This window comes from Pseudomonas indica NBRC 103045 (assembly GCF_002091635.1).
Taxonomy (GTDB): Bacteria; Pseudomonadota; Gammaproteobacteria; order Pseudomonadales; family Pseudomonadaceae; genus Pseudomonas_M; species Pseudomonas_M indica.
This window is the reverse complement of the sequence record NZ_BDAC01000002.1, coordinates 407495-431748: the sequence shown is the minus strand read 5'-3', so window position 1 is coordinate 431748 and position 24254 is coordinate 407495. Positions and strand designations below refer to the sequence as shown.

The following is a 24254-nucleotide window of genomic DNA, read 5'->3' as shown; positions in this document are numbered from 1 at the left end:
CGGACTGTTCTCCCGACGATTTCATTCGCCGCCTGCTTTTTTTCCCACCTCAGGGATGCGCCTGAAGTCGCTCGTGGGAGCAGCGTGCAAACCGTAACGACCGGGGGAATCCATGGTTCGAGCACATCGACTCCTGCTCACGCTTGCCTCGGGCTCTGCGCTGTATTCGGGCATCGTGCCTGCATTGGGCCTGGGCGAAATTTCCTTGCATTCGGCCTTGAATCAGCCGCTCGACGCCGAGATCGAGTTGCTGGACATCGGCGACCTGGATGCCAGCGACATCCACGTCGGACTGGCGTCGGCCGACGATTTCCAGCGCTCCGGCGTCGAGCGTTTCGTCTTTCTCAACGACCTGCGCTTCTCGCCCGTGCTGCGCGGTGCGAACAGCGTGATCCGCGTCGCCTCGACCCGGCCGGTGCGTGAGCCGTACCTGAATTTCCTGATCGAAGTGCAGCGCCCGACCGGGCGCCTGCTGCGGGAATACACGGTCCTGCTCGATCCACCGGGCAGCGCGTACCACGCCCAGGCCAGCCAGACCTTGGCACAGGTACGTCCCGATCGCGATACCGTCCCGGCGATCCCCGCACCGTCTGCGACCCAGGGCAAGCGCTATACCGTGGCTTCCGGCGACAGCCTCTGGGCCATCGCCCGGAGGCTTCAGGCGGCGGGCAGCCAGGCGTCGCTGGACGAACTGATGACCGGCATCCATGCGCTCAATCCGCAGGCTTTCAGTGGCGGGGACATTCACCGCCTCAAGGCCGGTGTCACTTTGTTGTTGCCGGATACGGCGGTCGAGCCGCAGGTAGCGTCTGCCGAGCAGGCAGCGGCTCCGGTGCCTGAGCCGCAACGAGCCGAAGCGTCGGCCGGGCAGCCGGAACCGGCAGAAACGGCGCAGGTCGCCGCCCTGCAACGGCGGTTGGACGAAGAACTCCTGGCCAGCGAAGCGGAAAAACAGCGTCTGCGCGACGAAAAGGCGGAGCTGGAGGCGCGCCTGGAGCAGCTACAGCGACGCTTGAACGACATGGACAGCCAACTGGCCGAGGTACGGGCCGGCCTGGCTCGGCCCTCTGCGAACGCTCCGGCGGAGGGCGGCGAGCCGGCGACGCCGGTCGAGCAGGGCTCCGAAGCGGTGTCGCCGGAGGTCCGCCAGGAGCCTGTTGCGGAGGGCAGCCGGCCGTTCCTGGCGAACGGGCTCTGGGCGTCGCTCGGTGGGTTGCTGCTGATCTTGCTGGGGCTGGCGTGGTGGCTCCTGGCCCGGCGCCGTCGCCGGGAAGAGCCCGAGGAGACGGCCGCCGAGGTCGTGTCGGCAGCGGCAGCCCCGGAACCGCTGGAGGAGCAGTCCCTGTCGAACCTCTGGCGCAACGAGCCTTTCCGGCCGGTAGCCGCACGGCCGATGGTGTCCAGCGATCCGCTGGAAGGCGCCAACCTGTACATCGCCTACGGGCGCTTCGCCGAGGCACTGACCGTGCTGCGCGCCGCCGTCAATCGGGAGCCGACTCGCACCGATCTGCGCTACCGCCTGCTGGAGGTGCTCGGTGAGCTGGGCGACCGCGCCGGTTTCGCCAGCGAAGAGGCGGCCTTGCGCGAACAGGGATTCAGCACGGTGAAGCTGGACCAGCTCAAGGCGCGCTATCCATTGGCGGCCGCTCCGCTCGACGAGATCCCCGATGTACTGCAGCCGGTCCTGCGCGAAGCGGAGGCGGAAGCCGAGCCCGTGGCGTTGGAGTCGCAGGATGACTTTGCGCTCAACCTGGACGATTTTTCCCTGGATGCCGACTGGGACCTGGACAGTCCGTTCAAGCCCGCCGCGCCCAAACGTGCCCAGGCGAGCCAGCCGACGCAGCCCGAGGCGGTCGATTCGAACTTCAATTCGAACCTCCAAGAGCTGCCGGAACTCTTCGAGCTGACCCTCGACCCGGACGTGCTCAGCCCCTTCGGCGATACGCCGGAAGCCAAGCCGTTCGAGGACGACCAGCTTTCGGAAGCCTTCTTCGACGCCTTTGGCGATACCGATGCCCCGCGCGAGACGCCGCCGGTGGAGCGCAATCTCGATCATCTGGCGGGCAGCCGCGAGCACCTGACCAAGCTGAACCAGGCCCTGGCCTACATCGAGCAGGGCGACCTGGGCAGCGCTTGCGCCATCCTCAACGAGGTCATCATCGAGGGCGACGACCAGGAGCGGCAGGAAGCCCGCGAACTGCTGGCGAAGATCGCCTGAGCCGGGCTCAGAAGGTGCCGCCGAGGTTGAGGTACAGGGCCTTCTCGTCTTCGTCGTTGAAGCCGTAGCCGAAGTTGAGCGGGCCGAGCGGGGTGTCGAAACCGAGGAAGATGCTGGCGGCATTGATGTAGCCGCTGTCGAAGGCGTTGTCGTTGTTCCAGACCCGGCCGCGTTCCAGGCTGCCGCCGAGGTAGAGCGGGAAATCCAGCGGCAGGATCGAGCGCTGGGTCATCCGCCGGTAGTACACCAACCGGCCCAGGCTGACGTTCTGCCCGGACAGCGCGTCCTGGCGGAAGCCGGACAACTGCCGCGCGCCGCCGAGCTGGAAGCTGGAGGTCACCACTTCGGCATCGTCCAGGGTGCGTCCGTAGCGGCCGCCGAGCACCCAGGTGTTCGGCCCGTGGCTGAGCGGCTTGTCGAGGGACAGCAGCCACTGGCGATAACGTTCGTCGGAGCCCAGGGACGGGTCGTACTGACGGATGGTCAGGCCGATGTCCTCGCCTTCGTGGGGGAAGTCGACATTGTCCAGGGTGTCGAACGAATACTTCAGTTCGTAATAGCCCTCGGTGAAGCTGAAACTCGGCAGGTCGCGTTCGCCGACCCGCACATCCGCCTCGCCCCAGGCCTGGCCGATGCCGAAGCGGATTTCGCCGTTATTGGCGATCTGCCGGCCGACGTTGAGGCCGTAGCCGTAGCGCTCCAGGCGGTATTCGGCGATGGGGTCGTTGTCCAGGGTGGCCTCGATGTTCCGCGCTTCGCCCAGCAGGTAGGGTGCGACGAACCAGCGCGAGCCGGCGTCCAGCGGCTGGTAGAACTCGCTGTAAATCTCCTGGTGGTCGCCCAGTTGCACCCGCGTCAGCCATTCGGCGCCGAGTTCGTTGATGCCGTTGATCCGGTAGCTGGCGCCGATATTGAAGGCGCTGTCGCCGCGCAGGTCGTCCGACAGGTTCAGGCCGAGGCGCAGGTAGTCGGTACCGCTGCGCTTGCCCCGGGCAGTGATCACCAGCGCGTTGCCGAGCGGCAGGCGGACGACGCGGTAGTGCACCTGATCGAAGTAGTCGAGGCCGTAGAGAGTGCCCATGTCCGTGCGCAGACGGCCCATGTCCAGCGGTTCGCCGATCTTCTGGCGGATATGCCGGCGAATCACCGCGTCGCCGACCTTGGAGTCGTTCTCCACACGGATTTCGGTGATCAACGGCTTGCGCTGGCTCGGCGTGCGCGCCTGGGTCAGTTCCGGCTTGCTGGGTGACGCCGGGCGCAGCGCGGCGAGCCTTCCCTCCAAGGCACGGGTCGCCCGGTAGCCAGCATCGATCAATTGCTCGGCACGGTCGAAATCGGTGACGCCATAGGCGGCCAGGGCCGGCTGGATCAGCAGATCGTCGCGACCGAGGGTCGCCAACTGCGCCTCCGAATTGCGCCGGGTCATCATGGTGATCGACTGGTTGAGCACGTCCACCACCGTCAGCAGTTCCTTGCGCGGTTTCAGCGGCGTGCCGATGTCCACCACGATGACCTGGTCGACGCCCATTTCCCGGGCCACGTCGACCGGGATGTTGTCCACCATGCCGCCGTCCACCAGCAGACGGCCGTCCACGTCCACCGGGGCGAACACCGCCGGGATCGACATGCTGGCGCGGATCGCCAGGGGCAGGTGGCCACGGCGGAACACCACTTTCTCGTCGTTGGCGATGTCGGTGGCGACCGCGCGGAAGGGGATCGGCAGGCGGTCGAAGTCGCGGGTGTCGCTGGTATGGGCCAGCAGGCTTTCCAGCAAAAGGGCGAGGTTCTGCCCCTGGATCACGCCGAGGGGCAGGCCGAGGCTGCCGTCGTCGCGGAAGCTGAGCTGCTGCTTGACCAGGAAATCGCGGTCGTCCTGCTTGCGGCGAAAGGGGATGTCCTCGCGGGGCGGCGCATCGGAAAGCACCTGTTGCCAATCCAGGGTCAACGCCAGTTTTTCCAGTTCCTCGATCCGGTAGCCCGAGGCATAGAGCCCGCCGACCACCGCGCCCATGCTGGTACCGGCGATGGCGTCGATCTCGATGCCCTGTTCCTCCAGTGCCTTGAGCACGCCGATGTGGGCCAGGCCGCGGGCGGCGCCGCCGGACAGCACCAGGCCGATCTTCGGCCGCACCGGCTCGGCAATGCTGGCGAGGGGGAGGAACAGGAGCAGAGCGAAGAGCACGAGGCGGCGCATGGAACATCCCTGGACTGGCTGGGCCGCTATTATAGGACCCCGCGTCCCGAGGAGCCCCGCCCATGAATGCCGCCAAGCCGGAAATCGTCATCACCTATTGCACCCAGTGCCAGTGGCTGCTGCGAGCGGCCTGGCTGGCCCAGGAGCTGCTCAGCACCTTCTCCGACGACCTCGGCAAGGTGAGTCTGGAGCCCGGCACCGGCGGAGTCTTCCGCATCACCTGCGACGGCGTGGAAATCTGGGAGCGCAAGGCCGACGGCGGCTTCCCCGAGGCCAAGGTGCTCAAGCAGCGCGTGCGCGACCGTATCGACCCCGGTCGCGACCTGGGGCATAACGATCGGGTTTCCTGATTCCCCCGATGTCTCGCAGCCCCCCGGAGAAAGCGGCCTGCCGGTTCGGACAGCTTTTGTGTCCGCCTCTTTACCCTGACTTTACCCAGCGCTGACCTCCAGGCTCCGGCGGCTCGGGATAATGGTGACGGTCCGGGCCGGGTGGCGTGACACGGGCGAAGGCGACGGCGGATATGCCGTTCGCGGAATCTCGAACGTGATCGCTCCATCCGGCCCGGGTCGCAGCCGAAGGCTGCCCGTTACCTTCTCCAGGAGTACGCACGATGATCTCGCGCACGGGTCGTAAGATCGGAACCGCTTTGTTGTTGATCGGCTTGTCCGCCCAGGTATTGGCGGGGCCCGGCCCGGGTGGGCATGGCGGTCCCGGGCCGGACTGGGGGCCGGGGCCAGGCTGGCACCGCGATGGGCATGGCGGCCATGGCCTGCCGGACTTCGCCCGGGAGGTCTGGATCGGCAGCATGCTGTATTTCGTCGCGGCCGGTACCTATTACCTGTGGAACGCCAATACCCAGCGCTACGAAGTGGTGGTGCCGCCGCCGGCGGTGCAGGGCAACAGCGTGGCGAGCTATGAAGTGATCGCCTACCCGGCGCAGGGGCAGAGCCTCGACCAGCAAGGCCGCGACCGCTACGAGTGTCACACCTGGGCGGTCGGCCAGAGCGGCTTCGACCCGGCGACCGCCACCCGGCCGGTCGGCGCGGAGAGCACCGAACGCTATCGCCGGGCCCTCGGCGCCTGCCTGACCGGGCGCGGCTACAGCGTCAATTGATCGGCTTCGGTTCTGCCGCCGGCTCCTGTTTCGGGTGATCGGCGGGAGCGCCGAAACGGGCCGAGAGGAAGATCGCCGAGATGATCAGGACGCCGCCGACCAGCATGCGCAGGGTTGGCGTTTCGTTGAACAGCCACCAGGCGAAGGCGATGCCGTAGACCGGTTCGAGGGCGAAGATCACCGCCGTGGTCCGCGCCTTGAGCACGCGCAGGCTGGCGACGAACAGACTGTGGGCGAGACCGGTGCAGAAGATGCCGAGCATGGCCAGCCACAGCCAGTCCAGCGCCGGCACCTGGGGCAATTGCGGCCAGGCGAGCGGCAGGAAGCAGGCGAACACGGTGAGGTTCTGGCAGAGCGCCGCCTGCACCGGGTCGAGCCCGCGGGTACTGGCGCGGTTGAGCAGCGACAGCAACGAGAACAGCAATCCCGAGAGGATCGCCCAGAGCAGGCCGCTGGTGGCCTGGCTGGACAGATCGAATTCCGGCGTCACCAGCACCAGCCCCAGACTGACCAGGCCGACCATGGCGAATTCCATGGCGCGGGTGCGTTCGCGGAACAACAAGCCTTCGAGCAGCACGGTGAAGGCGGGGAAACTGGCGAAGCCGAGGGTGGCGATACCGACCCCGGACACCTTCACGGCGAGGAAGAAGGTCAGCCAGTGGCTGCCCAGCAGCACGCCGCCGAGGGCCAGCAGCGCCAACTGGCGCGCGCCGGGCCGCTGGCCGCGGCTCTGGCCGAACAACTGGGCGAACAGTGCCAGCGCCACGACGGCGAACAGCGCACGGCCGCAGGCGATGACCAGCGGGCCGCTGTCGGCGAGTTTGCCGAAGACGCCGGAGAGGCCGAACATCAGGGCGCCGAGATGAATAGCCAATAGGGCCGAACGGTGTTGCATCGAAGACTTCCAGAAAAACGATGAATGCGTTTGCGGTCCGTGGCTGTCAGGCCAGGCGCGCGCCGTTGGGCAGCGGCTTGTCGAAGCCGGCCAGTACCACCTTGTTGTCGGCGTCGTAGACCCCGGTCACCAGGACTTCCGAACGTACCCCGGCGATGCGCTTGGGTTCGAAATTGCAGACGCAGAGCACCTGCCTGCCCGGCAATTCTTCGGCGCGGTAATGGTGGGTGAGCTGGGCGCTGGAGGTCTTGATGCCCAGCGGGCCGAGATCCACTTCGAGGATATAGGCGGGCTTGACGGCCTTCTCGTTGACACGGGCGGAGAGCAGGGTACCGACGCGCAGTTCGACGCTCTCGAAGTCTTGCCAGGTAATGGTGGGCATGGCTGTCCTCGGTGGTTTCAGGTCCGACCAGCCTAGGTCATTCCGGCGCGAAGGTCTGTCGCGTCACTCGCGGCGTTTGTCGCGCAACTCGCGCGGAGTGACGCCGTAGGTGCGTGACAAGGCCGCGGTAAAAGCACTCTGCGAGGCGTAGCCGACCCGCGCGGCGATCTCGCCCACCGGCAGATGGCTATCGAGCAGCAGTTGCCGGCCGAGGTTCAGCCGCCGGCTGCGCACGTAGTCCATCGGCGTTTGCCCGACTTCGGCGAGAAAGCGCGCATGGAAACGTGCTGCCGAGAGACCGCAGAGACGCGCCAGGTCGGCGACCTGCAACGGGTGGGTGACATGCCGGTCGATGTGGGCATCGAGCGCGGCCATGGGCAGGCGCTGTGTTTCCGCCAGGGAGCGTGGTTCGCCGACCAGGCTGGCCAGGAGCAGGGCGGCGCCCTGGCGGGCGATTACGTCGTCGTTGACCGGACTGGCGGCCAGCCAGCCGACCAACTGGCTCTGCGCCGGGCTGAGCAGGCGCGCGCCGGGCAGGTCGAGCAGACGCAGGCTGGCGTCGGCATGGCGGCCAAGGGATTGCCGCAACCAGTCTTCCGTGGGGACATCCAGCACCAGGCAGTGGCTGCCGGAGGGACTGCCGCAGGCGTGATGGGTGCCTGCCGGCACCACCGCGACAGTCTGCCGGACCACCCGCGCACCCCGTCCGGCGACGTCGAAGTCCAGTGTGCCGCTGAGACCGAACACCAGTTGCGCATGCTCGTGGCTATGGGCGATCAGGTCATGGCTGTAGTGGCGCAGGGAAAGAATCGAGTTCATCGCGGGCCTCGGTATCGACGGTGCTTCGGCAGAGGCGGGGTTCTGCCGAACGATGCCGACGAGTCTACCCAAATCGCTGCGGGTCGGCAGTGTCATCTGGCTGCAACGACGATGTCATACGGCGTTCACCGCGAGCCCCCATGATCGGAAAAACCCAGCCGGAGACCGCTCATGACCAGCGTCCAGCTCGTCAAGCCCAGCCGCAAGCAACGCGTCCGCACGCTGTGGATTTCGGACGTCCACCTCGGCACCCGCGATTGCCAGGCCGAGCATCTGGCACGATTCCTCAAGCGCTACCATGCAGACCGGGTATATCTCGTCGGCGACATCATCGACGGCTGGAAACTGCGCGGCGGCATCTATTGGCCGCAGGCGCACACCAATGTGATCCGCCGCCTGCTGACCATGAGCAAGCGCGGTACCGAGGTGATCTACGTCACCGGCAACCACGACGAATTCCTGCGCCGCTATTCCAGCCTGATGCTCGGCAACATCCAATTGGTGGACGAGGCCGAGCACGTCACTGCCGACGGCCGCCGGCTGCTGGTCATCCATGGCGATCAGTTCGATGTCATCACCCGCTACCACCGCTGGCTGGCCTTCCTCGGCGATTCGGCCTACGAGTTCACCCTGACCCTCAACCGCTGGCTCAACCACTGGCGCGAGCGCTGGGGCTACGGCTACTGGTCGCTGTCGGCCTACCTCAAGCACAAGGTCAAGACGGCAGTGAACTTCATCAGCGACTTCGAGGAAGCCATCGCCCACGAATGCGTCAAGCGCGGTCTGGAAGGGGTGGTCTGCGGGCACATCCACCACGCCGAGATTCGCCGGGTGGGGGAGGTGGAGTACCTCAATTGCGGCGACTGGGTGGAGTCCTGCACGGCACTGATCGAGCACTGGGACGGCCACATCGAACTCTACCGGCTGGCCGAGGATCAGGCGCGGCTGGAGCTGCTGGACGCGCAGGTCGAAGCCATCGAGCCGGCGGCATGAGGATTCTCATCGTCAGCGATGCCTGGCTACCGCAGGTGAACGGTGTGGTGACCAGCCTGCAGGCATTGGTCGGCGAGCTGCGTGGGCTCGGCCATCAGGTCAAGCTGCTGTCGCCACAGGATTTCCGGTCCCGACCGTGCCCGACCTATCCGGAAATCCCCTTGGTCTGGGACCTTTGGCGGGTCGGCCCGGCGATCCGCGATTTTCGTCCGGATTGCGTGCACCTGGCGACCGAGGGCCCGCTCGGCTGGGCGGCGCGGCGCTGGCTGGTGAAGCGCGGGTTGGCGTTCTCCAGCGCGGTGCATACCCGCTTCCCCGAATACGTGCATACCCGCTGGCCGCGCATTCCCCTGGCCTGGGGCTACGCCTTCCTGCGCCTGTTCCATCGGCCGAGCGAGGCGGTGCTGGTGACCACCGGTCGCCTGCGCGAAGAGCTGGGCCAGTGGCGGCTGCAACGCCTGACCCTCTGGCGCAAGGGGGTGGATACCCGCCTGTTTCGTCCGGCGCCGTCACGGCAGGACGCCGGCCCGCCGGTGTTCCTCTACGTCGGTCGCATCGCACCGGAAAAGAACCTCGAAGCCTTTCTCGACCTGGACTTGCCGGGCGAGAAGCGCGTGGTGGGCGACGGTCCGTTGCGTGAGGTGCTACAGGCCCGTTATCCGGAGGTGCGCTTCCTCGGCTATCGGCATGGCGAAGCGCTTGCCGATGCCTATCGCGAGGCGAGCGTACTGGTGTTTCCGTCGCGCACCGACACCTACGGCCTAGTGATGCTGGAAGCGCTGGCCTGTGGCACGCCGGTGGCGGCCTTTCCCGTACCGGGACCGCTGGATGTCCTGCAGGATGGCGTTACCGGTGTCATGGGCGACGACCTCGGCAGGGCCTGTCGCGCGGCGCTGGCCTTGGATCGCCAGCGCTGCGCCGACATTGCGGCGCAGCAGTCGTGGCGTGGCTCGGCGCTGGAATTCCTGGCTCGACAGCCATTGCTGGACGGCGAGGTCTGCATGCCGGCCGAAAGCTTGTCACTGAAGGAAGGGGTGTAGTCCGCAGGAGCGCCCCTTCGTTTATCGCGACATCCTTCATCCGATTCCGGTTTTTCTGAGCTATCCCCCAGATCAATGGCGAGCCACGTCGCAGCGGGGTGGCGGGCGGCTGGGTAACGTGTCCGCCGTTCGAGAGTCGCCTGGCATTCGGTGAGCAGCGGTACGGATACGGCACTCATCCCTTCGTCTGGATTAAGGAAATGTCCATGCTGATTCTGACCCGCTTCATTGGCCAGGCCGTCACTATTGCCGACGGTATCGAAGTCCGCGTATTGGCCGTGAATGGCCGGCAAGTCCGCTTTGGCGTGCAGGCGCCGCCCGAGATCGAGGTACACCGCGAAGAGGTGTATCAGCGTATCAAGCAGGGCATTCCCAAGAAGCCGAAAGTCGAGGAATGACCTCAATGAAAAACCGCCCTCGGGCGGTTTCGTCGTACTGCGGGGCGGCTACAGGATCACCTTGTCCCTGAGCTTCTCCGCCGCCTGCTGCAAGGCCTGGATGACCCGCTCCTTGTCGAAGTTCTGGATGCCGTTGGTATCCAGGTACATGGAGAAGCCCGGCAGTTCGTGCTCGACGTAGCTGGACGTGGCGCCCAGGTCGCGGCGGAAGTCCACCACCTGGTAGATCTGCACCGGGCGGCTGAAGCCTTTTACGGCGATTTGTCCCTTATCGCGGCACATGATCACGTCCTTTACCAGCGAGTAGGTTTCGTGGGAAATCAGGATTTCCCCCGACTCGGCGGCGCTTTCCAGCCGGCTGGCAAGGTTCACTTCACGGCCAATGATGGTGTAGTCCATGCGCGTATCGGCGCCGAAGTTGCCCACCGTGCAGTAACCGGTGTTCAGGCCCATGCGGATTTCCAAGGGCTTGGTGATGCCGCGTGCACGCCATTGCTGGCGCAGCACTTTCATGTGCTTGCGCATGGCGATCGCCATGGACACCGCGGCCACCGCATCGCGCTTGGCGCCGAGGGTATTGGGGTCGCCGAAGAAGACCATCACGCAGTCGCCGACGAACTTGTCGATGGTGCCGCCGTACTTGAGGGCGATCTTCGACATTTCGTTGAGGTAGTTGTTGAGCAGGTCGGTCAGCGCTTCGGCTTCCAGTTCTTCCGACAGCTCGGTGAACCCCTTGATGTCGGAGAAGAACACCGTGAGCTTCTTGCGCTGGGTTTCCAGGCGCACGTGCTTCTTGCCGCTGAAGATCGATTCCCAGACCTGCGGCGACAGGTACTTGGCCAGGTTGCGCGCCAGCCGCGCGGCTTTTTCCTGCTCGCGCTTGATTTCCGCGCGCACCTGGGCCAGGCGCAGCCCCTGCTGATGAACGAAATAAGCGGTGATGCAGATGTACAGCGTGGTGAAGAAGATGCTCACCACGGCAACCAGGGTCGGCGTCGTATCCTTGACGTCGGGGCCGAGCAGCCCGGTGGCCAGCAGCATGCTGCTGGTGGCGACCAGCAGTGACAGACCAAGGTGGCGCAGCCCGCCCATCACCAGGGCGCTGAAGGACAGGGTCAGGACGAACATCAGGCTCGGCACGGCGGTGAAACCCAGCAGGACCATGCCGATGCCAGCATGCACGGCGTCGATGGCGAGCAGGCTCAGGTCGGTCTGTTGCGGATGGTCGCGCTTGAAGCGCCGGCTCAGGTGATAGGCGAGGTGGGGGTAGAGCAGGGCGTAGGGCACCATCCAGAGCACGTCGTAGCCGAAGTACTGGACGTAGGTGCCGGCCGCGATGCACGCCGCCGAGGCGATATACGCCAATACCCGGGAGTAATACTCGCGAAGCGGCGGAGTGGGGATACCATTGAGCCGGTCGGTGGTGGCGTAATTCATGTAAAAAACGATCCCTGCTGTTTTTCCGGCGCCTCTGATGGACGCCTTGCGGTCTGCAAAACCTGAGCCAGGCTCTGAGCCGGTGCAGGATCATAACCAAGCAAGCGTTCGGCAGCCAAGTGCGTGGCTGCCCCGTCCGTCCAGGGCGCGTGTCTCGCGGTCGCCTCAGGTCTTGCCCGGAATCCCGTACTTGCGCAGGCGATGGGCGATGGCAGTGTGCGATGTCTGCAAGCGTGCAGCCAGTTGGCGGCTGGACGGATAGTTCACGTACAGCTTCTCCAGCAGGGCTTTCTCGAAGCCTTCGACGGCTTCTTCCAGGCTCCCCACTTCGCCGTCCGTCTGGCGCGCCACTTCGGTTCCGGCGATGTCCAGATCACCGATGTCCACCAGATTGCTTTCGTTGATCGCGGCGGCGCGGAAGATCACGTTCTGCAACTGCCGCACATTGCCCGGCCAGCGGTTGCCGAGCAGGGCCGGGTAGGTGCCGGGCGCCAGCCGGCAGGGCAGGCGCTGGATTTGCGCACAGGCCTGGGCCATGAAGTGCCGGGCCAGCAGGAGGATGTCCTGGCCGCGCTCGCGCAGCGGCGGGACTTCCAGATTGAGCACGTTGAGCCGGTAGAACAGGTCCTCGCGGAAACTGCCTTCGCTGACCATCTTCTCTAGGTTGCGGTGAGTAGCGCTGAGGATGCGCACGTCCACCTTGACTTCGCGATCACCGCCGACCCGGCGGAAGCTGCCATCGTTGAGGAAACGCAGCAGCTTGGCTTGCAGATACGGCGACATTTCGCCGATCTCATCGAGGAACACCGTGCCCTGGTTGGCCAGTTCCAGCAGGCCCGGCTTGCCGCCGCGTCGCGCGCCGGTGAAGGCGCCGGGGGCATAGCCGAACAGTTCGCTCTCGGCGAGGTTTTCCGGCAGCGCCGCGCAGTTCAGGGCGAGGAAGGGCGCGTTGCGCCGCGTGCTGGCGGCATGGCAGGCGCGAGCCACCAGTTCCTTGCCGGTGCCGGTTTCGCCCTGGATCAGCAGGGGGGCATCGAGCGTGGCAACCCGCTGGGCGCGGGCCTTGAGGGTGCGCATCGGCGGCGAATCGCCGAGCAGGGCATCGAAGCTTTCCGCGTGATCATGGTGCAGCGCCGCCAGGCGTTCGCCGATGCGGCTGGGGGAATACAGCGTCAATAGGCCGCCGGCCAGGCGGGACGGCCCCTGGTCGGCCGTTTCGCTGATCGGCTGGGCGTCGAGCAGCAACGCCTGACCGTCAAGATTGACCTCCCGCAGTGGCAGGCGAAAGCCCTGCTCGAGCAGGGCGGCCTGCAGGCCCGGATCGGCGAACAGCTCGGCGACCGAAGCGCCCTCCGGTTCGCGCCCGCACAACGCAATCAGCGCGGGGTTGGCCAATAGGATATGGCCGGCGCCGTCCACCGCCAGCACCGGGTCGGTCATGGCGGCGAGCAGGGCGTCCAACTGCAACCGACGGCGTTGTCCGGGGAGGATGTCCACCACGCTGACTGCCTGTACACCACGCACCTTGAACAGGGCGTCGCGCAGCTCTTCCAGCACATCGGGGCTGAGCGTCGGTGCGTCGATGTAGACATTCGGCGGCACCATCTCCACCGCATCCAGGTTGAGATTGCGCCCGCCGAGCAGGGCGAGGACTTCCTGGGTGATGCCGACGCGGTCGATGAAGGTGACGTGGATACGCATGAAAAGCCGGACGATGAAGAGTGCGAGACGGTGAAGTATGCCCGGTCCGGCGGGGTTCTGGAAAAGGTGGCGTTGCGCAGGGGAGTGTCGGCCCGCCATCTGTAGGGACGAATTCATTCGCCTGTTTGTTGACGTCGGGCGAATAAATTCGCCCCTACGCATGTATCCGTCTGGCGTACATCCGTAGGAGCCAGCTCTGCTGGCGAAGCTTCTATGCCGGTTGCAATTGCAAGTTCGCTCCTACAAAGCGAGGGGGGCTGTGTGCGAATTCATTCCCGATGGGCAGCCCTAGGCCAGTTGCGACGCAGTCAACTGGTGCTCCTCGCCTGCGTAGTAAGCACGCACCTTCGGGTCCATCACCGCGCGCCAGAGCGGCGGGAACAGCGCCAGGACGATCATGCCGGCATAGCCGTTGGGTAGTTGCGGGCTGTCGTCGAAGTGCCGCAGCACCTGGTAGCGGCGCTTGGCGTAGGCGTGATGGTCGGAGTGCCGCTGCAGGTGGAACAGGAACAGGTTGGTCAGCAGGAAATTGCTATTCCAGGAGTGCTTCGGTGTGGTGCGCTCGTAGCGGCCGTTCTCCTGCTTGCGGCGGTGCAGGCCGTAATGCTCGACGTAGTTGACGATCTCCAGCAGGGTGAAGGCCATGGCCGACTGGCCGAGGAAATAGACTGCACCGATCCAGCCGAAGGCGAGGCTGAAGCCGATCAGGAAGGCCAGGCTGATCGCGTACCACCAGATCAGCTCGTTGCGCCAGTGCAGTGCCGGCAGGCCCTTGCGCTTGAGGCGTTCGGCCTCCAGCCTCCAGGCATTGAGAAAGTTGTGCTTGTAGGCATGCGGCAGGAACGCGTACAGGCTCTGGCCAAAGCGGGCGGAGGACGCATCCTCCGGCGTCGAGACGTTCACGTGGTGGCCGCGCACGTGCTCCACCTTGAAGCCGGCGTAGCAGACCGCCGCCAGCAACAGGCCACCGGCGTTCTGCTCCAGGGCCGGGTCCTTGTGGATCAGCTCATGGGAAACGGTGATGCCGATGGCGCCCATCACAGTGCCTACGGACAGAATCCAGCCCAGCTTGCCCAGCCAGTTCCAGACATCGTAGTGGGCGATGACCCAGCCGCCATAGACGAGCATCCCCAGCAGCAACGGGACGGTGGCCAGGCTGAGCAGCCGGTAGTAGCCCTGCCGTTCCAGTTCGGGCACTTCGGTCTGCTCGTCCGGATTGGCCGGGTCGCGTCCGACCACGAAATCCAGCAACGGAATGATCCCGAACACTACGCCGATGACCAGCCAGGCCCAGGCGTTCGGCGAGTCGCTGCCATAGGACCAGAAATAGCTCAGCGGGATGCCGAATACGGGGATCAGCCAGATCCAGTAGCCCACCTTCTTCAGGCGGATCATCCAGGCGGAAGGCAGCAGCGCGAACATGGGCGACTCCAAGGCTTTCTTATGATTTTGTAGGACTGTAGGACAGTCGAGTCCGCCAACCCAGCCCGGATTCCCCCACCTTTTGCTCGGTATCGCGCGCTGCCGCCACCTTGGTCGGGTAACACCCTGTGTTACACTCCGCGCCTTGCGCGTTCTCCATGAATTCGAAGGAAAACCATGACGTTCAAGGCACCGGACAGCCTCGCCGAGCAGATCGCTCACCACCTCGCCGAACGCATCATTCGGGGAGAGCTCAAGGAGCGTGAGCGGATCCAGGAGCTGAAAGTCACCCAGTCCCTGAATGTCAGCCGCGGCTCGGTACGCGAGGCGCTGCTGATCCTCGAGCGGCGGCACCTGATCGAAATATTGCCGCGCCGAGGCGCCCAGGTTGCGGAACTGACCCCGCATAAGGTCAAGAGCCTCTACGCCCTGATGATGGAGCTGTACATCCTGCTCGCCCATGCCGTGGCCGAGCAGTGGCGCAAGGAGGAGGACCTGGCTCCGTTCCTGGCCATCCAGCAGCGCCTGGTGGACAGCGCGGAGCGGCAGGACATCAATGCCTTCGTCGACCACAGTTTCGACATCATGCGTGCGGCTTTCCCGTTCGCCGACAACCCCTACCTGCAGGAAACGGTGGAGAACCTCCTGCCGGCGATCAGCCGCAACTACCACCTGGCGTTGGAGCGACGCAAGGCGGAGATGGGGCAGTTTCTCAATGCCTTCGGCGAACTGCTGCAGGCGGTGATCGCCCGTGATCCGGCGCGCATCCGCGAGGTGCTCGGCGCATACGGCAGGCACAACTGCGAGCTGGTGCTGGCCGCCCTGGCCGACCGCTGAGGACCGGGCATGCGCCTCAAGAGCATCAAGCTGGCCGGGTTCAAATCCTTCGTCGATCCGACCACGGTCAGTTTCCCCAGCAACATGGCTGCCGTGGTCGGCCCCAACGGTTGCGGTAAATCCAACATCATCGACGCCGTGCGCTGGGTGATGGGCGAAAGCTCGGCGAAGAACCTGCGCGGCGAGTCGATGACCGACGTCATCTTCAACGGCTCCAACACCCGCAAGCCGGTGACCCAGGCCAGCATTGAGCTGATCTTCGATAACTCCGACAACAGCCTGGTCGGCGAATACGCGGCCTTCGCGGAAATCTCCATCCGCCGCCGGGTAACCCGCGACGGGCAGAACACCTACTTCCTCAACGGCACCAAATGCCGGCGCCGCGACATCACCGACATCTTCCTCGGTACCGGCCTGGGCCCGCGCAGCTACTCGATCATCGAGCAGGGCATGATCTCCAAGCTGATCGAGGCCAAGCCCGAGGACCTGCGCAACTTCATCGAGGAAGCCGCCGGCATCTCCAAGTACAAGGAGCGCCGCCGCGAGACCGAAAGCCGCATCCGCCGCACCCAGGAGAACCTGGCGCGCCTGAGCGACCTGCGCGAAGAGCTGGAACGCCAGCTCGAGCGATTGCATCGCCAGGCCCAGTCGGCGGAGAAGTACCAGGAATACAAGGCCGAGGAGCGCCAGCTCAAGGCCCAGCTCGCGGCCTTGCGCTGGCAGGCGCTGAACGATCAGGTCGGGCAGCGCGAGAAGGTAATCGGCGACCAGGAGGTCGCGTTCGAGGCATTGGTGGCCGAGCAGCGCAACGCCGATGCCAGCATCGAGCGGCTGCGCGATGGCCATCACGAGCTGTCCGAACGCTTCAACCAGGTCCAGGGCCGTTTCTATTCGGTGGGTGGCGACATCGCCCGCGTCGAGCAGAGCATCCAGCATGGCCAGCAGCGCCTGCGCCAGTTGCAGGACGACCTGCGCGAGGCGGAGCGGGCGCGGCAGGAAACCGAGTCGCACCTCGGCCACGACCGCACCTTGCTGGCGACCCTGGGCGAAGAGCTGGCCATGCTCGAACCCGAGCAGGAGATGGCCAGCGCCGCTGCCGAAGAGTCCGCCGCCACCCTCGAGGATGCGGAAACCGCCATGCACGGCTGGCAGGAGCAATGGGATAGCTTCAACCAGCGCAGCGCCGAGCCCCGCCGTGCCGCCGAGGTACAGCAGGCGCGCATCCTGCAGCTCGAACAGAGCCTCGAACGGCTGGTCGAGCGCGAGCGCCGCCTGAACGATGAGCGGGCGTTGCTCGCCGCTGACCCGGAAGACGCGGCGATCCTCGAACTGTCCGAACAGATGGCTGCCGGCGACCTGCTGCTGGAAGAGCTGCAGGCGGCGGAAGAAACCGTGGTCGAGCGCCTGGAACAACTACGCGGCGAGTTGCAGGAAGCAACCCGCGCACAGCAGCAGGCCCAGGGCGAGCTGCAACGACTGAACGGCCGTATCGCCTCGCTGGAGGCCCTGCAACAGGCGGCACTGGACCCCGGCAAGGGCGTTGGCGAGTGGCTGCGCGAACAGAATCTGCACCAGCGGCCGCGGTTGGCCGAGGGACTGCGTGTCGAGCCCGGCTGGGAGCTGGCGGTGGAAACCGTGCTCGGCGCCGATCTGCAGGCCGTCCTGCTGGACGATTTCACCAGCCTCGACCTGGGCGGCTTCGAACAGGGCGAACTGCGTCTGGCCAGCCCGTCGCGGAGCGGGTCCCGGCTTCCCGGCAGCCTGTTGGACAAGGTGGAGGCGGCCATCGATCTGGCGCCTTGGCTGGGGAGCGTGCGTCCCGTCGAGTCGCTCGACGAGGCCCTGGCCCGGCGTTCGTCGCTGGCCGATGGCGAGAGTCTGATCAGCCGTGACGGCTACTGGGTCGGCCGGCATTTCCTGCGGGTACGGCGTGCCAGCGAAGCGGAATCCGGTGTGCTGGCCCGTGGCCAGGAGCTGGAGCGCTTGCAGGCGGAGCGCGAAGAGCGCGAGGCCGCCCTGGCCGATCTGGACGAACGCCTGCAGCGTTTGCGCGAAACCCAGCGTCAGCAGGAAGAAGCGCGCGAGCAGCAACGTCGGCGTTTGCAGGAAGCTGCACGCCAACAGAGTGAGCTGAAGGCACGGTTGTCCGCCCAGCAGGCCAAGGTCGAGCAACTGGCGCTGCGGCGTCGGCGCCTGGACGAGGAAATGGTCGAACTGGGCGAGCAGCGAGCCTTGGAGCACGAGCAACTCGGCGAGGCCCGCCTGCAATTGCAGGACGCCCTGGATGCCATGGCGGTCGATACCGAGCAGCGCGAGCAACTGCTGGCCAGCCGCGACGGGCTCCGCGAGCGTCTCGACCGGGTGCGCCAGGAGTCGCGCCAGCACAAGGACCACGCCCATCAATTGGCGGTCCGTATCGGCTCGCTGCGCGCCCAGCACGATTCCCTCCGGCAGTCCCTGGAGCGCCTGGAACTGCAGTTCGAACGGGCCGTGGAGCGCCGCGAGCAACTGACGCTGAACCTGGAAGAGGGCGCCGCGCCGTTGGAAGAACTGCGCATCAAGCTGGAGGAATTGCTCGAGCGGCGCATGGGTGTCGAGGAAGAACTCAAGCTGGCGCGGCTGGCGCTGGAAGATGCCGACCGCGAGTTGCGCGATGCCGAAAAGCGCCGTACCCAGGCCGAACAGCAGTCGCAACTGCTGCGCGGCCAACTGGAGCAGCAGCGCATGGACTGGCAGGCGCTGACCGTTCGCCGCAAGGCGTTGCAGGATCAGCTCCACGAGGATGGCTACGACCTGCATGGCGTGCTGGCCACGCTGCCGGCAGAAGCCAGCGAGAAAGCTTGGGAGGAAGAACTGGAACGGCTGGCTGCGCGCATCCAGCGTCTCGGCCCGATCAACCTGGCGGCGATCGACGAATACCAGCAGCAATCCGAGCGTAAACGCTACCTCGACGCGCAGAACGACGACCTGGTGGAAGCGCTGGAAACCCTGGAGAACGTCATCCGCAAGATCGACCGGGAGACGCGCAACCGCTTCAAGGAAACCTTCGACCAGATCAATGCTGGCCTTCAGGCATTGTTTCCCAAGGTTTTCGGCGGCGGGCACGCTTACCTGGAACTTACCGGGGAAGATCTACTCGATACCGGGGTGGCGATCATGGCGCGCCCGCCGGGCAAGAAGAACAGCACGATCCACCTGCTGTCCGGCGGAGAAAAGGCGCTGACCGCACTGGCCCTGGTTTTTGCCATCTTCCAGCTCAACCCGGCGCCGTTCTGCATGCTCGACGAGGTCGATGCGCCGCTGGACGACGCCAACGTCGGTCGTTATGCGCGATTGGTCAAGGAAATGTCGGAAAAGGTGCAGTTCATCTACATCACCCACAACAAGATCGCCATGGAAATGGCCGATCAGCTGATGGGGGTCACCATGCATGAACCCGGCTGTTCCAGGTTGGTCGCAGTGGATGTGGAGGAGGCGGTCGCGCTGGCCGAAGCATGATGCGACGAACGGTGTAAAGTTGCCTTTCGTCGTGCTAGCTTAGTGCCCACTTTTGTCGCACGTGGACAATGTCAGTCAGAACAGGGAGTTGGCGCCACGTGAGTGTGCTGAACAAAGAGACAGGATGTCCCGTAGCATCATCATTTTTTTCGTCAGGGGTCACAGAAATACATGGATATCGGTCTGCGCGAGTGGCTGATCGTCATCGGCATCATTGTCATTGCCGGCATTCTCTTCGATGGCTGGCGCCGGATGCGCGGCAGCAAAGGCAAGCTGAAATTCAAACTCGATCGCAGTTTCGCCAACATGCCCGACGATGAAGGCACTGCCGAACTGCTGGGCCCGGCGCGGGTGGTGGAGCGTCACCAGGAGCCGTCGCTGGACGAGGAAGACCTGCCCGCCATGAGCGCCCGCGAACTCAACAAGCGTCGTGGAAGCGAGCCGCGCCAGGGCGACCTGAACCTCGACGAGCCGGTACCGACCCTGCTCAACCCCGTCGACGAAGGCAAGCCGGCTCCGCGCAAGGCTGCGGCCAAGGAAGAGCCGAAGGAACTGCCGCCGGTGGAAGAAGTGCTGGTGATCAACGTCGTCGCCCGGGAAGAGGGTGGCTTCAAGGGGCCGGCACTGTTGCAGAACATCCTGGAAAGCGGGCTGCGTTTCGGCGAGATGGACATTTTCCATCGCCACGAAAGCATGGCCGGTAACGGCGAAGTGCTGTTCTCCATGGCCAACGGCGTCAAGCCGGGCACCTTCGACCTGGACGATATCGATCATTTCAGCACCCGCGCGGTCAGCTTCTTCCTCGGTCTGCCGGGCCCGCGCCATCCCAAGCAGGCGTTCGACGTGATGGTCGCCGCCGCCCGCAAGCTCTCCCACGAGCTGAACGGCGAGCTGAAGGATGACCAGCGCAGCGTGATGACTGCGCAAACCATCGAACACTACCGCCAGCGCATCGTCGAATTCGAGCGTCGGCAGTTGACCACCAAGCGCTAGGAAAAGAGGTCGCGAGCCAGTCCGCAAGCCCCAAGCAGTAAGCCCGGAGCTTGCAGCTTGTCGCTTGCGGCTTGAGGCTCCCAGATGACCGACGCCCAGACCGCTGCCGAACGCATCGCCGCCCTGCGCAGCGAAATCGAGCAACACAACTACCGCTACTACGTACTCGACGAACCGAGCGTTCCCGACGCCGAGTACGACCGCCTGTTCAACGAACTGAAGGCGCTGGAAAGCGAACATCCCGAACTCGTCACCCCGGAATCGCCCACCCAGCGCGTGGGCGGCGAGGCCTTGTCCGCGTTCGGCCAGGTCCGTCACGAAGTGCCGATGCTCAGCCTCGGCAACGCCTTCGAAGAGCAGGACCTGATCGAGTTCGACCGCCGCGTGCGCGAGGGGCTCGACCTGCCGTCCGGTGACCTGTTCGGCGACGGCGCCCAGGTGGAATACAGCTGCGAACCGAAGCTGGACGGCCTGGCGGTCAGCCTGCTCTACGAGAATGGTCATCTGGTACGCGGCGCCACCCGTGGCGATGGCACCACTGGCGAGGACATCACCGCCAACGTGCGCACCGTGCGTAACATCCCGCTCAAGCTGCACGGCAGCGGCTGGCCGAAGGTCCTGGAGGTGCGCGGCGAGGTGTACATGTCCAAGGCCGGCTTCGAAGCGCTCAACGCCAAGGCGCTGGAAACCGGCGGCAAGACCTTCGCCAACCCGCGCAACGCGGCGGCGGGCAGCCTGCGCCAACTGGACCCGCGCATCACCGCCAGCCGCCCGCTGGAGCTGTGTGCCTATGGCGTGGGTCGCAGCGACGGCGAGTTGCCGAAGACCCACTTCCAACTGTTGCAGGCCCTGCGTGAGTGGGGCCTGCCGATCAGTCGCGAACTCAAGCTGGCCAAGGGGGCCGAAGAATGCCTGGCCTATTACCGCGCCATCGGCGAGAAGCGCGATGCGCTCGCCTATGAGATCGATGGCGTGGTGTTCAAAGTCAACGATATCGGCCAGCAGCGCGAACTCGGCTTCCGTGCCCGCGAACCGCGCTGGGCGCTGGCTCACAAGTTCCCGGCACGGGAAGAGATCACCGAACTGCTCGGCGTCGAGTTTCAGGTCGGCCGGACCGGCGCCATCACGCCCGTGGCGCGCTTGAAGCCGGTCCAGGTGGCTGGCGTGACCGTTTCCAACGCGACCCTGCACAACATGGACGAAGTCGCCCGCCTGGGCGTGATGATCGGCGACACCGTGATCGTCCGCCGCGCCGGCGACGTGATTCCGCAGATTCTCGGTGTCATCGTCGAGCGCCGTCCTGCGGATGCCAAGGCTGTGCATGTGCCGGAACACTGCCCGGTCTGCGGCTCGGCGGTGGAGCGCACCCAACTGATCAAGCGCAGCAAGGGCAAGGAGTCGGTCAGCGAAGGCTCGATCTACCGCTGCGTCGGACGGTTGTCCTGCCAGGCGCAGCTCAAGCAGGCGATCATCCATTTCGTCTCGCGCCGCGCCATGGACATCGACGGCCTCGGCGACAAGATCGTCGAGCAACTGGTCGACAAGGGGCTGGTCGGTTCGCCGGCGGACCTCTACAGGCTGACCTATGAACAGGTCTTCGAGCTGGAGGGGTTCGCCGATCTATCCACCAGGAACCTGCTCACCGCCATTCAGGGCAGCCGCAAGCCAACCCTTGCCCGTTTCATCTACGCCCTCGGCATCCCCGACGTCGGCGAAGAAACCGCCAAGCTGCTGGCGCGCTCCCTGGGCTCGCTGGCGCGGATCCAGAAGGCGCTGCCGGAGGTGCTAACCTACCTGCCGGACGTCGGGCTGGAAGTGGCCCATGAGATCCATAGCTTCTTCGAGGATGAACACAACCAGCAGGTCATCCGCGCGCTGCTGGACGAAGAGTACGGCGTGGCGTTGCAGGAAGAGGGCGATCTCAGCCCGGAGTACGCCGCCTGCGTCACCCTGGCGGACTTCCTCGACAAGCTGAACATTCCCTACGTGGCGGCCACCGGGGCGAAGAACCTGGCCGAACGGTTCGGCGGTGTGGAACAGATCATCCAGGCGGATTGGCTCGATCTCAGCGCCATGAAAGGGCTCAACGAAAAGGCCAAGCAATCGGTGCGCGCCTTCTTCGGCGACGGCGCGAACGCCGAGCGTGCCCGCGCCATCGAGGCACAGTTGCGCGAATTCGGCATGCACTGGGAAAGCGAGAAGAAAGCCGTCGAAGGCCTGCCGCTGGCCGGCCAGACCTGGGTACTCACCGGCACCCTGGAAGCCATGAGCCGTGACGTTGCCAAGGAAAAGCTGGAGTCGTTGGGCGCCAAGGTCGCCGGTTCGGTCTCGGCCAAGACCACTTGCGTCGTCGCCGGCCCCGGCGCCGGCTCCAAGCTGGCCAAGGCCAGCGAGCTGGGGGTGAAGGTGATGGATGAAGAAGCCTTCCTGGAAAAACTCAAGGAATGTGAACGCTTGTAGCGAGGTGCCAAGGGCGGAGCCCCTACAGGTTTGGCCTTTGCTTGTGAGTGGGCCCTGCCAGCGCTTCGCCAGCAGAGCTGGCCCCTACGAGGCGCTACCGGTGTCGAACGATCGTTCCCACGCTTTGCGTGGGAATGCAGCCTGCGACGCTCTGCGTCGCGATTCCCGACTTGCCAGCCTTTCCGCGAAGCGCCTATAGTGCCGCCGTCGCGGTAATCCGCGACTTGACCTTGGCCGGTCGGATAGACGAAGGCGCACAGCGCCCCAACTTCATTGCAGGCGCTTTTTTTGTGTCCGCAATGTCGTGTCATGGCAGCTGTGCGCGGGACACCTTCGGGTGTGCCGGGTTCCTTTGTCCCCGGTCGGCCAACCTGCGCACAGTTGCCTCCCATTTCATTTGGCCGTGAAGGGTGGCAGCTCTCTCATCTGACGAAGGAGCTTCACCATGCGTTCTGAATGCGTTCACACCCAGCCCGTCGCGTTTCACCGCTGTAACGACGGCGCTCACCACCTGTTCAATGTCCAGCCCGACGTGCCGGCCCATGCGGCCCTGGAGTGCGCTTGCCTGCTGCTGGATGCCGCCGAAGAGCTGGCGGTGCAGGCCACCAGCACGGGCAGCGAACAACTGGGCTATGCCTGCGGTTACCTGATCGAAATGGCCAGGGCGGCGATGCAGGCTTGTCTGGAAAGCGACGCAGGTCCTAAGGCGTTATAGCAGCGCGCTTGCTCGCGACGCTTTTCGCCAGCAGAGCTGGCTCCTACGAGAGCCCCGGTGTAGAGGCGAATTTATTCGCCCTGCGTCGGTGGGGGCGAGCGACTCGCCCCCGGAGCGCGTTGGCGCTTAGTTGATGGCGTCGGTCAGGGCCTTGGCCGGGACGAATTTGACGACTTTCTTGGCGGCGATCTCGATGGCGGCGCCGGTCTGCGGGTTGCGGCCGGTGCGGGCCGGGCGTTCGCTGACTTTCAGCTTGCCGATGCCCGGCAGGGTCAGCTCGTCACCATTTTCCAGGGCGTCGCTGACGATTTCGCTGAGCTGCTCCAGCACGGCACGTACGCTGGCCTTGGGGGCGTCGGTGGCTTCGGCGATGTCGCTGATCAGTTGGTCTTTGGTAATTGCCATGGGTTTTTACTCCATTAGGTTTTGAATGAGCGCAACCGTCCGGCTGCGCTTGTGCATCGATTCGGTGTGCCGCTGCGGGACGCGAATGCGGGCGTGCAGCACGCTAGCACAGAACGCTCAAGGATAGGCTGCGGCAGGGGCGCGCGCCTCGTTATATGTGCTGGGAATCGGCACGTTGTCACCTGTCATGGCTTTTTCCACTTCCTGGCGCAGGTTGCTGAAGCCGAATTCGTAGAAACGGCTGATCATCGCCTCGTTGGCGTGGCAGATCGCCATGGCCTGGTGCAGCGACAGGTTCTGGTCGAGCAGGTTGGCGGCGCGCACCTTGAGTTCGAAGAGGGTGAGGAAGCTGGTATCGAAGTTGGCCTTGCGCAGCAGGTCCCGTGTTTCGCCGACCATGCGCCGCCAGTTGCTGCGGACGAAGTCGAGCGAATTCTTGTCCATGGACAGGCACGTGGCGTAGATGCGGTTTTCCTCCAGCACCCGTTCGACGCTTTGCATGATCCGATCGGCGTCGATGTCCTTGGCGCTGGCGTCCGGGACGGGCGTGCTGAACACGCTGGTGGTGATGAGGGCGAGGGGGACGGCTTTTCTGGGCGACATGGTTCCGGGGCTCCCGAGGACTCAGGAGCGGCAGACGCTACCGGCTTGCCGAGGTGTTGCCTAGCGTCGGAATGTGACAAGGCTTGGCATTTGTGAGCCGGTTCTAAAGCCGAGAGACCAATTTGAG

General features: G+C 65.2%; 20 protein-coding genes. 11 read left to right on the top strand and 9 right to left on the bottom strand.

Annotation, left to right across the window (positions count from 1 at the left end):
• The first annotated feature begins 112 nt into the window (after positions 1-112).
• Complete coding sequence (locus PIN01S_RS04525; protein WP_170837181.1) at positions 113-2218, top strand: motility hub landmark protein FimV; 2106 nt, start codon at positions 113-115, stop codon at positions 2216-2218.
• A 7-nt stretch (positions 2219-2225) separates the two neighbouring features.
• Here PIN01S_RS04525 and PIN01S_RS04520 read toward each other — a convergent pair whose 3' ends face one another.
• Complete coding sequence (locus tag PIN01S_RS04520; protein WP_084333931.1) at positions 2226-4412, bottom strand: patatin-like phospholipase family protein; 2187 nt, start codon at positions 4410-4412, stop codon at positions 2226-2228.
• A gap of 62 nt (positions 4413-4474) precedes the next feature.
• Between PIN01S_RS04520 and PIN01S_RS04515 the strand changes: the two genes are divergently transcribed.
• Both PIN01S_RS04515 and PIN01S_RS04510 read left to right on the top strand, forming a co-directional pair.
• Entirely contained in the window at positions 4475-4762 is a 288-nt protein-coding gene (locus PIN01S_RS04515) for an Rdx family protein (protein ID WP_084333930.1), read from the top strand.
• A gap of 263 nt (positions 4763-5025) precedes the next feature.
• On the top strand, positions 5026-5529 hold the full coding sequence (locus PIN01S_RS04510; RefSeq protein WP_084333929.1) for a hypothetical protein: 504 nt from the start codon (positions 5026-5028) through the stop codon (positions 5527-5529).
• Here PIN01S_RS04510 and PIN01S_RS04505 read toward each other — a convergent pair.
• From PIN01S_RS04505 to PIN01S_RS04495, 3 genes are all read right to left on the bottom strand, one after another.
• Positions 5522-6424 (bottom strand): DMT family transporter, encoded by a 903-nt coding sequence (locus PIN01S_RS04505; RefSeq protein ID WP_084333928.1) that lies wholly within the window; start codon positions 6422-6424, stop codon positions 5522-5524. The two genes, PIN01S_RS04510 and PIN01S_RS04505, sit on opposite strands and share 8 nt — an antisense overlap.
• A gap of 46 nt (positions 6425-6470) precedes the next feature.
• Positions 6471-6806, bottom strand: a complete 336-nt coding sequence (locus PIN01S_RS04500; protein WP_084333927.1) for a tRNA-binding protein — start codon at positions 6804-6806, stop codon at positions 6471-6473.
• A 63-nt stretch (positions 6807-6869) separates the two neighbouring features.
• Complete coding sequence (locus PIN01S_RS04495; protein ID WP_084333926.1) at positions 6870-7625, bottom strand: helix-turn-helix transcriptional regulator; 756 nt, start codon at positions 7623-7625, stop codon at positions 6870-6872.
• Positions 7626-7796: 171 nt separating this feature from the next.
• Here PIN01S_RS04495 and PIN01S_RS04490 point away from each other — a divergent pair, with 171 nt between their 5' ends.
• From PIN01S_RS04490 to csrA, 3 genes are all read left to right on the top strand, one after another.
• Positions 7797-8618, top strand: coding sequence for a UDP-2,3-diacylglucosamine diphosphatase (locus PIN01S_RS04490; protein WP_084333925.1), 822 nt, complete (start codon positions 7797-7799; stop codon positions 8616-8618).
• Positions 8615-9658: a glycosyltransferase family 4 protein gene (locus PIN01S_RS04485; RefSeq protein ID WP_084333924.1), complete on the top strand. Its 1044-nt coding sequence runs from the start codon at positions 8615-8617 to the stop codon at positions 9656-9658. Before PIN01S_RS04490 ends, PIN01S_RS04485 begins: the two co-directional genes overlap by 4 nt.
• A 206-nt stretch (positions 9659-9864) precedes the next feature.
• A complete protein-coding gene (csrA, locus tag PIN01S_RS04480) occupies positions 9865-10056 on the top strand; it encodes a carbon storage regulator CsrA (RefSeq protein WP_084333923.1) in 192 nt (63 codons plus the stop codon).
• A gap of 48 nt (positions 10057-10104) precedes the next feature.
• Here csrA and PIN01S_RS04475 read toward each other — a convergent pair whose 3' ends face one another.
• The 3 genes from PIN01S_RS04475 to PIN01S_RS04465 form a co-directional block, all read right to left on the bottom strand.
• On the bottom strand, positions 10105-11493 hold the full coding sequence (locus tag PIN01S_RS04475; protein WP_084333922.1) for an adenylate/guanylate cyclase domain-containing protein: 1389 nt from the start codon (positions 11491-11493) through the stop codon (positions 10105-10107).
• 165 nt (positions 11494-11658) lie between these two features.
• Entirely contained in the window at positions 11659-13194 is a 1536-nt protein-coding gene (gcsR, locus tag PIN01S_RS04470) for a transcriptional regulator GcsR (protein WP_084333921.1), read from the bottom strand.
• Between the two features lie 288 nt (positions 13195-13482).
• Positions 13483-14616 carry an alkane 1-monooxygenase gene (locus tag PIN01S_RS04465; protein WP_084333920.1) on the bottom strand — a complete coding sequence of 378 codons (1134 nt, stop codon included), beginning with the start codon at positions 14614-14616 and terminating at the stop codon, positions 13483-13485.
• A gap of 177 nt (positions 14617-14793) precedes the next feature.
• Between PIN01S_RS04465 and PIN01S_RS04460 the strand changes: the two genes are divergently transcribed.
• From PIN01S_RS04460 to PIN01S_RS04435, 5 genes are all read left to right on the top strand, one after another.
• Positions 14794-15453: a GntR family transcriptional regulator gene (locus tag PIN01S_RS04460; RefSeq protein WP_084333919.1), complete on the top strand. Its 660-nt coding sequence runs from the start codon at positions 14794-14796 to the stop codon at positions 15451-15453.
• A gap of 9 nt (positions 15454-15462) precedes the next feature.
• Positions 15463-18951: a chromosome segregation protein SMC gene (smc, locus tag PIN01S_RS04455; RefSeq protein WP_084333918.1), complete on the top strand. Its 3489-nt coding sequence runs from the start codon at positions 15463-15465 to the stop codon at positions 18949-18951.
• Between the two features lie 171 nt (positions 18952-19122).
• Positions 19123-19944, top strand: coding sequence for a cell division protein ZipA (gene zipA / locus PIN01S_RS04450; RefSeq protein ID WP_084333917.1), 822 nt, complete (start codon positions 19123-19125; stop codon positions 19942-19944).
• Positions 19945-20028: 84 nt separating this feature from the next.
• Positions 20029-22404 (top strand): NAD-dependent DNA ligase LigA, encoded by a 2376-nt coding sequence (gene ligA, locus PIN01S_RS04445; RefSeq protein ID WP_084333916.1) that lies wholly within the window; start codon positions 20029-20031, stop codon positions 22402-22404.
• A 445-nt stretch (positions 22405-22849) separates the two neighbouring features.
• A complete protein-coding gene (locus tag PIN01S_RS04435) occupies positions 22850-23119 on the top strand; it encodes a DUF3077 domain-containing protein (RefSeq protein WP_084333914.1) in 270 nt (89 codons plus the stop codon).
• Between the two features lie 126 nt (positions 23120-23245).
• Here the strand turns inward: PIN01S_RS04435 and PIN01S_RS04430 are convergent, their stop codons facing one another.
• The gene (locus PIN01S_RS04430) at positions 23246-23524 is read right to left on the bottom strand and encodes an HU family DNA-binding protein (RefSeq protein WP_084333913.1); all 279 of its coding nucleotides are present in this window, start codon (positions 23522-23524) and stop codon (positions 23246-23248) included.
• A gap of 117 nt (positions 23525-23641) precedes the next feature.
• A complete protein-coding gene (locus PIN01S_RS04425; RefSeq protein WP_084333912.1) occupies positions 23642-24127 on the bottom strand; it encodes a hypothetical protein in 486 nt (161 codons plus the stop codon).
• Between the last annotated feature and the right edge of the window lie 127 nt (positions 24128-24254).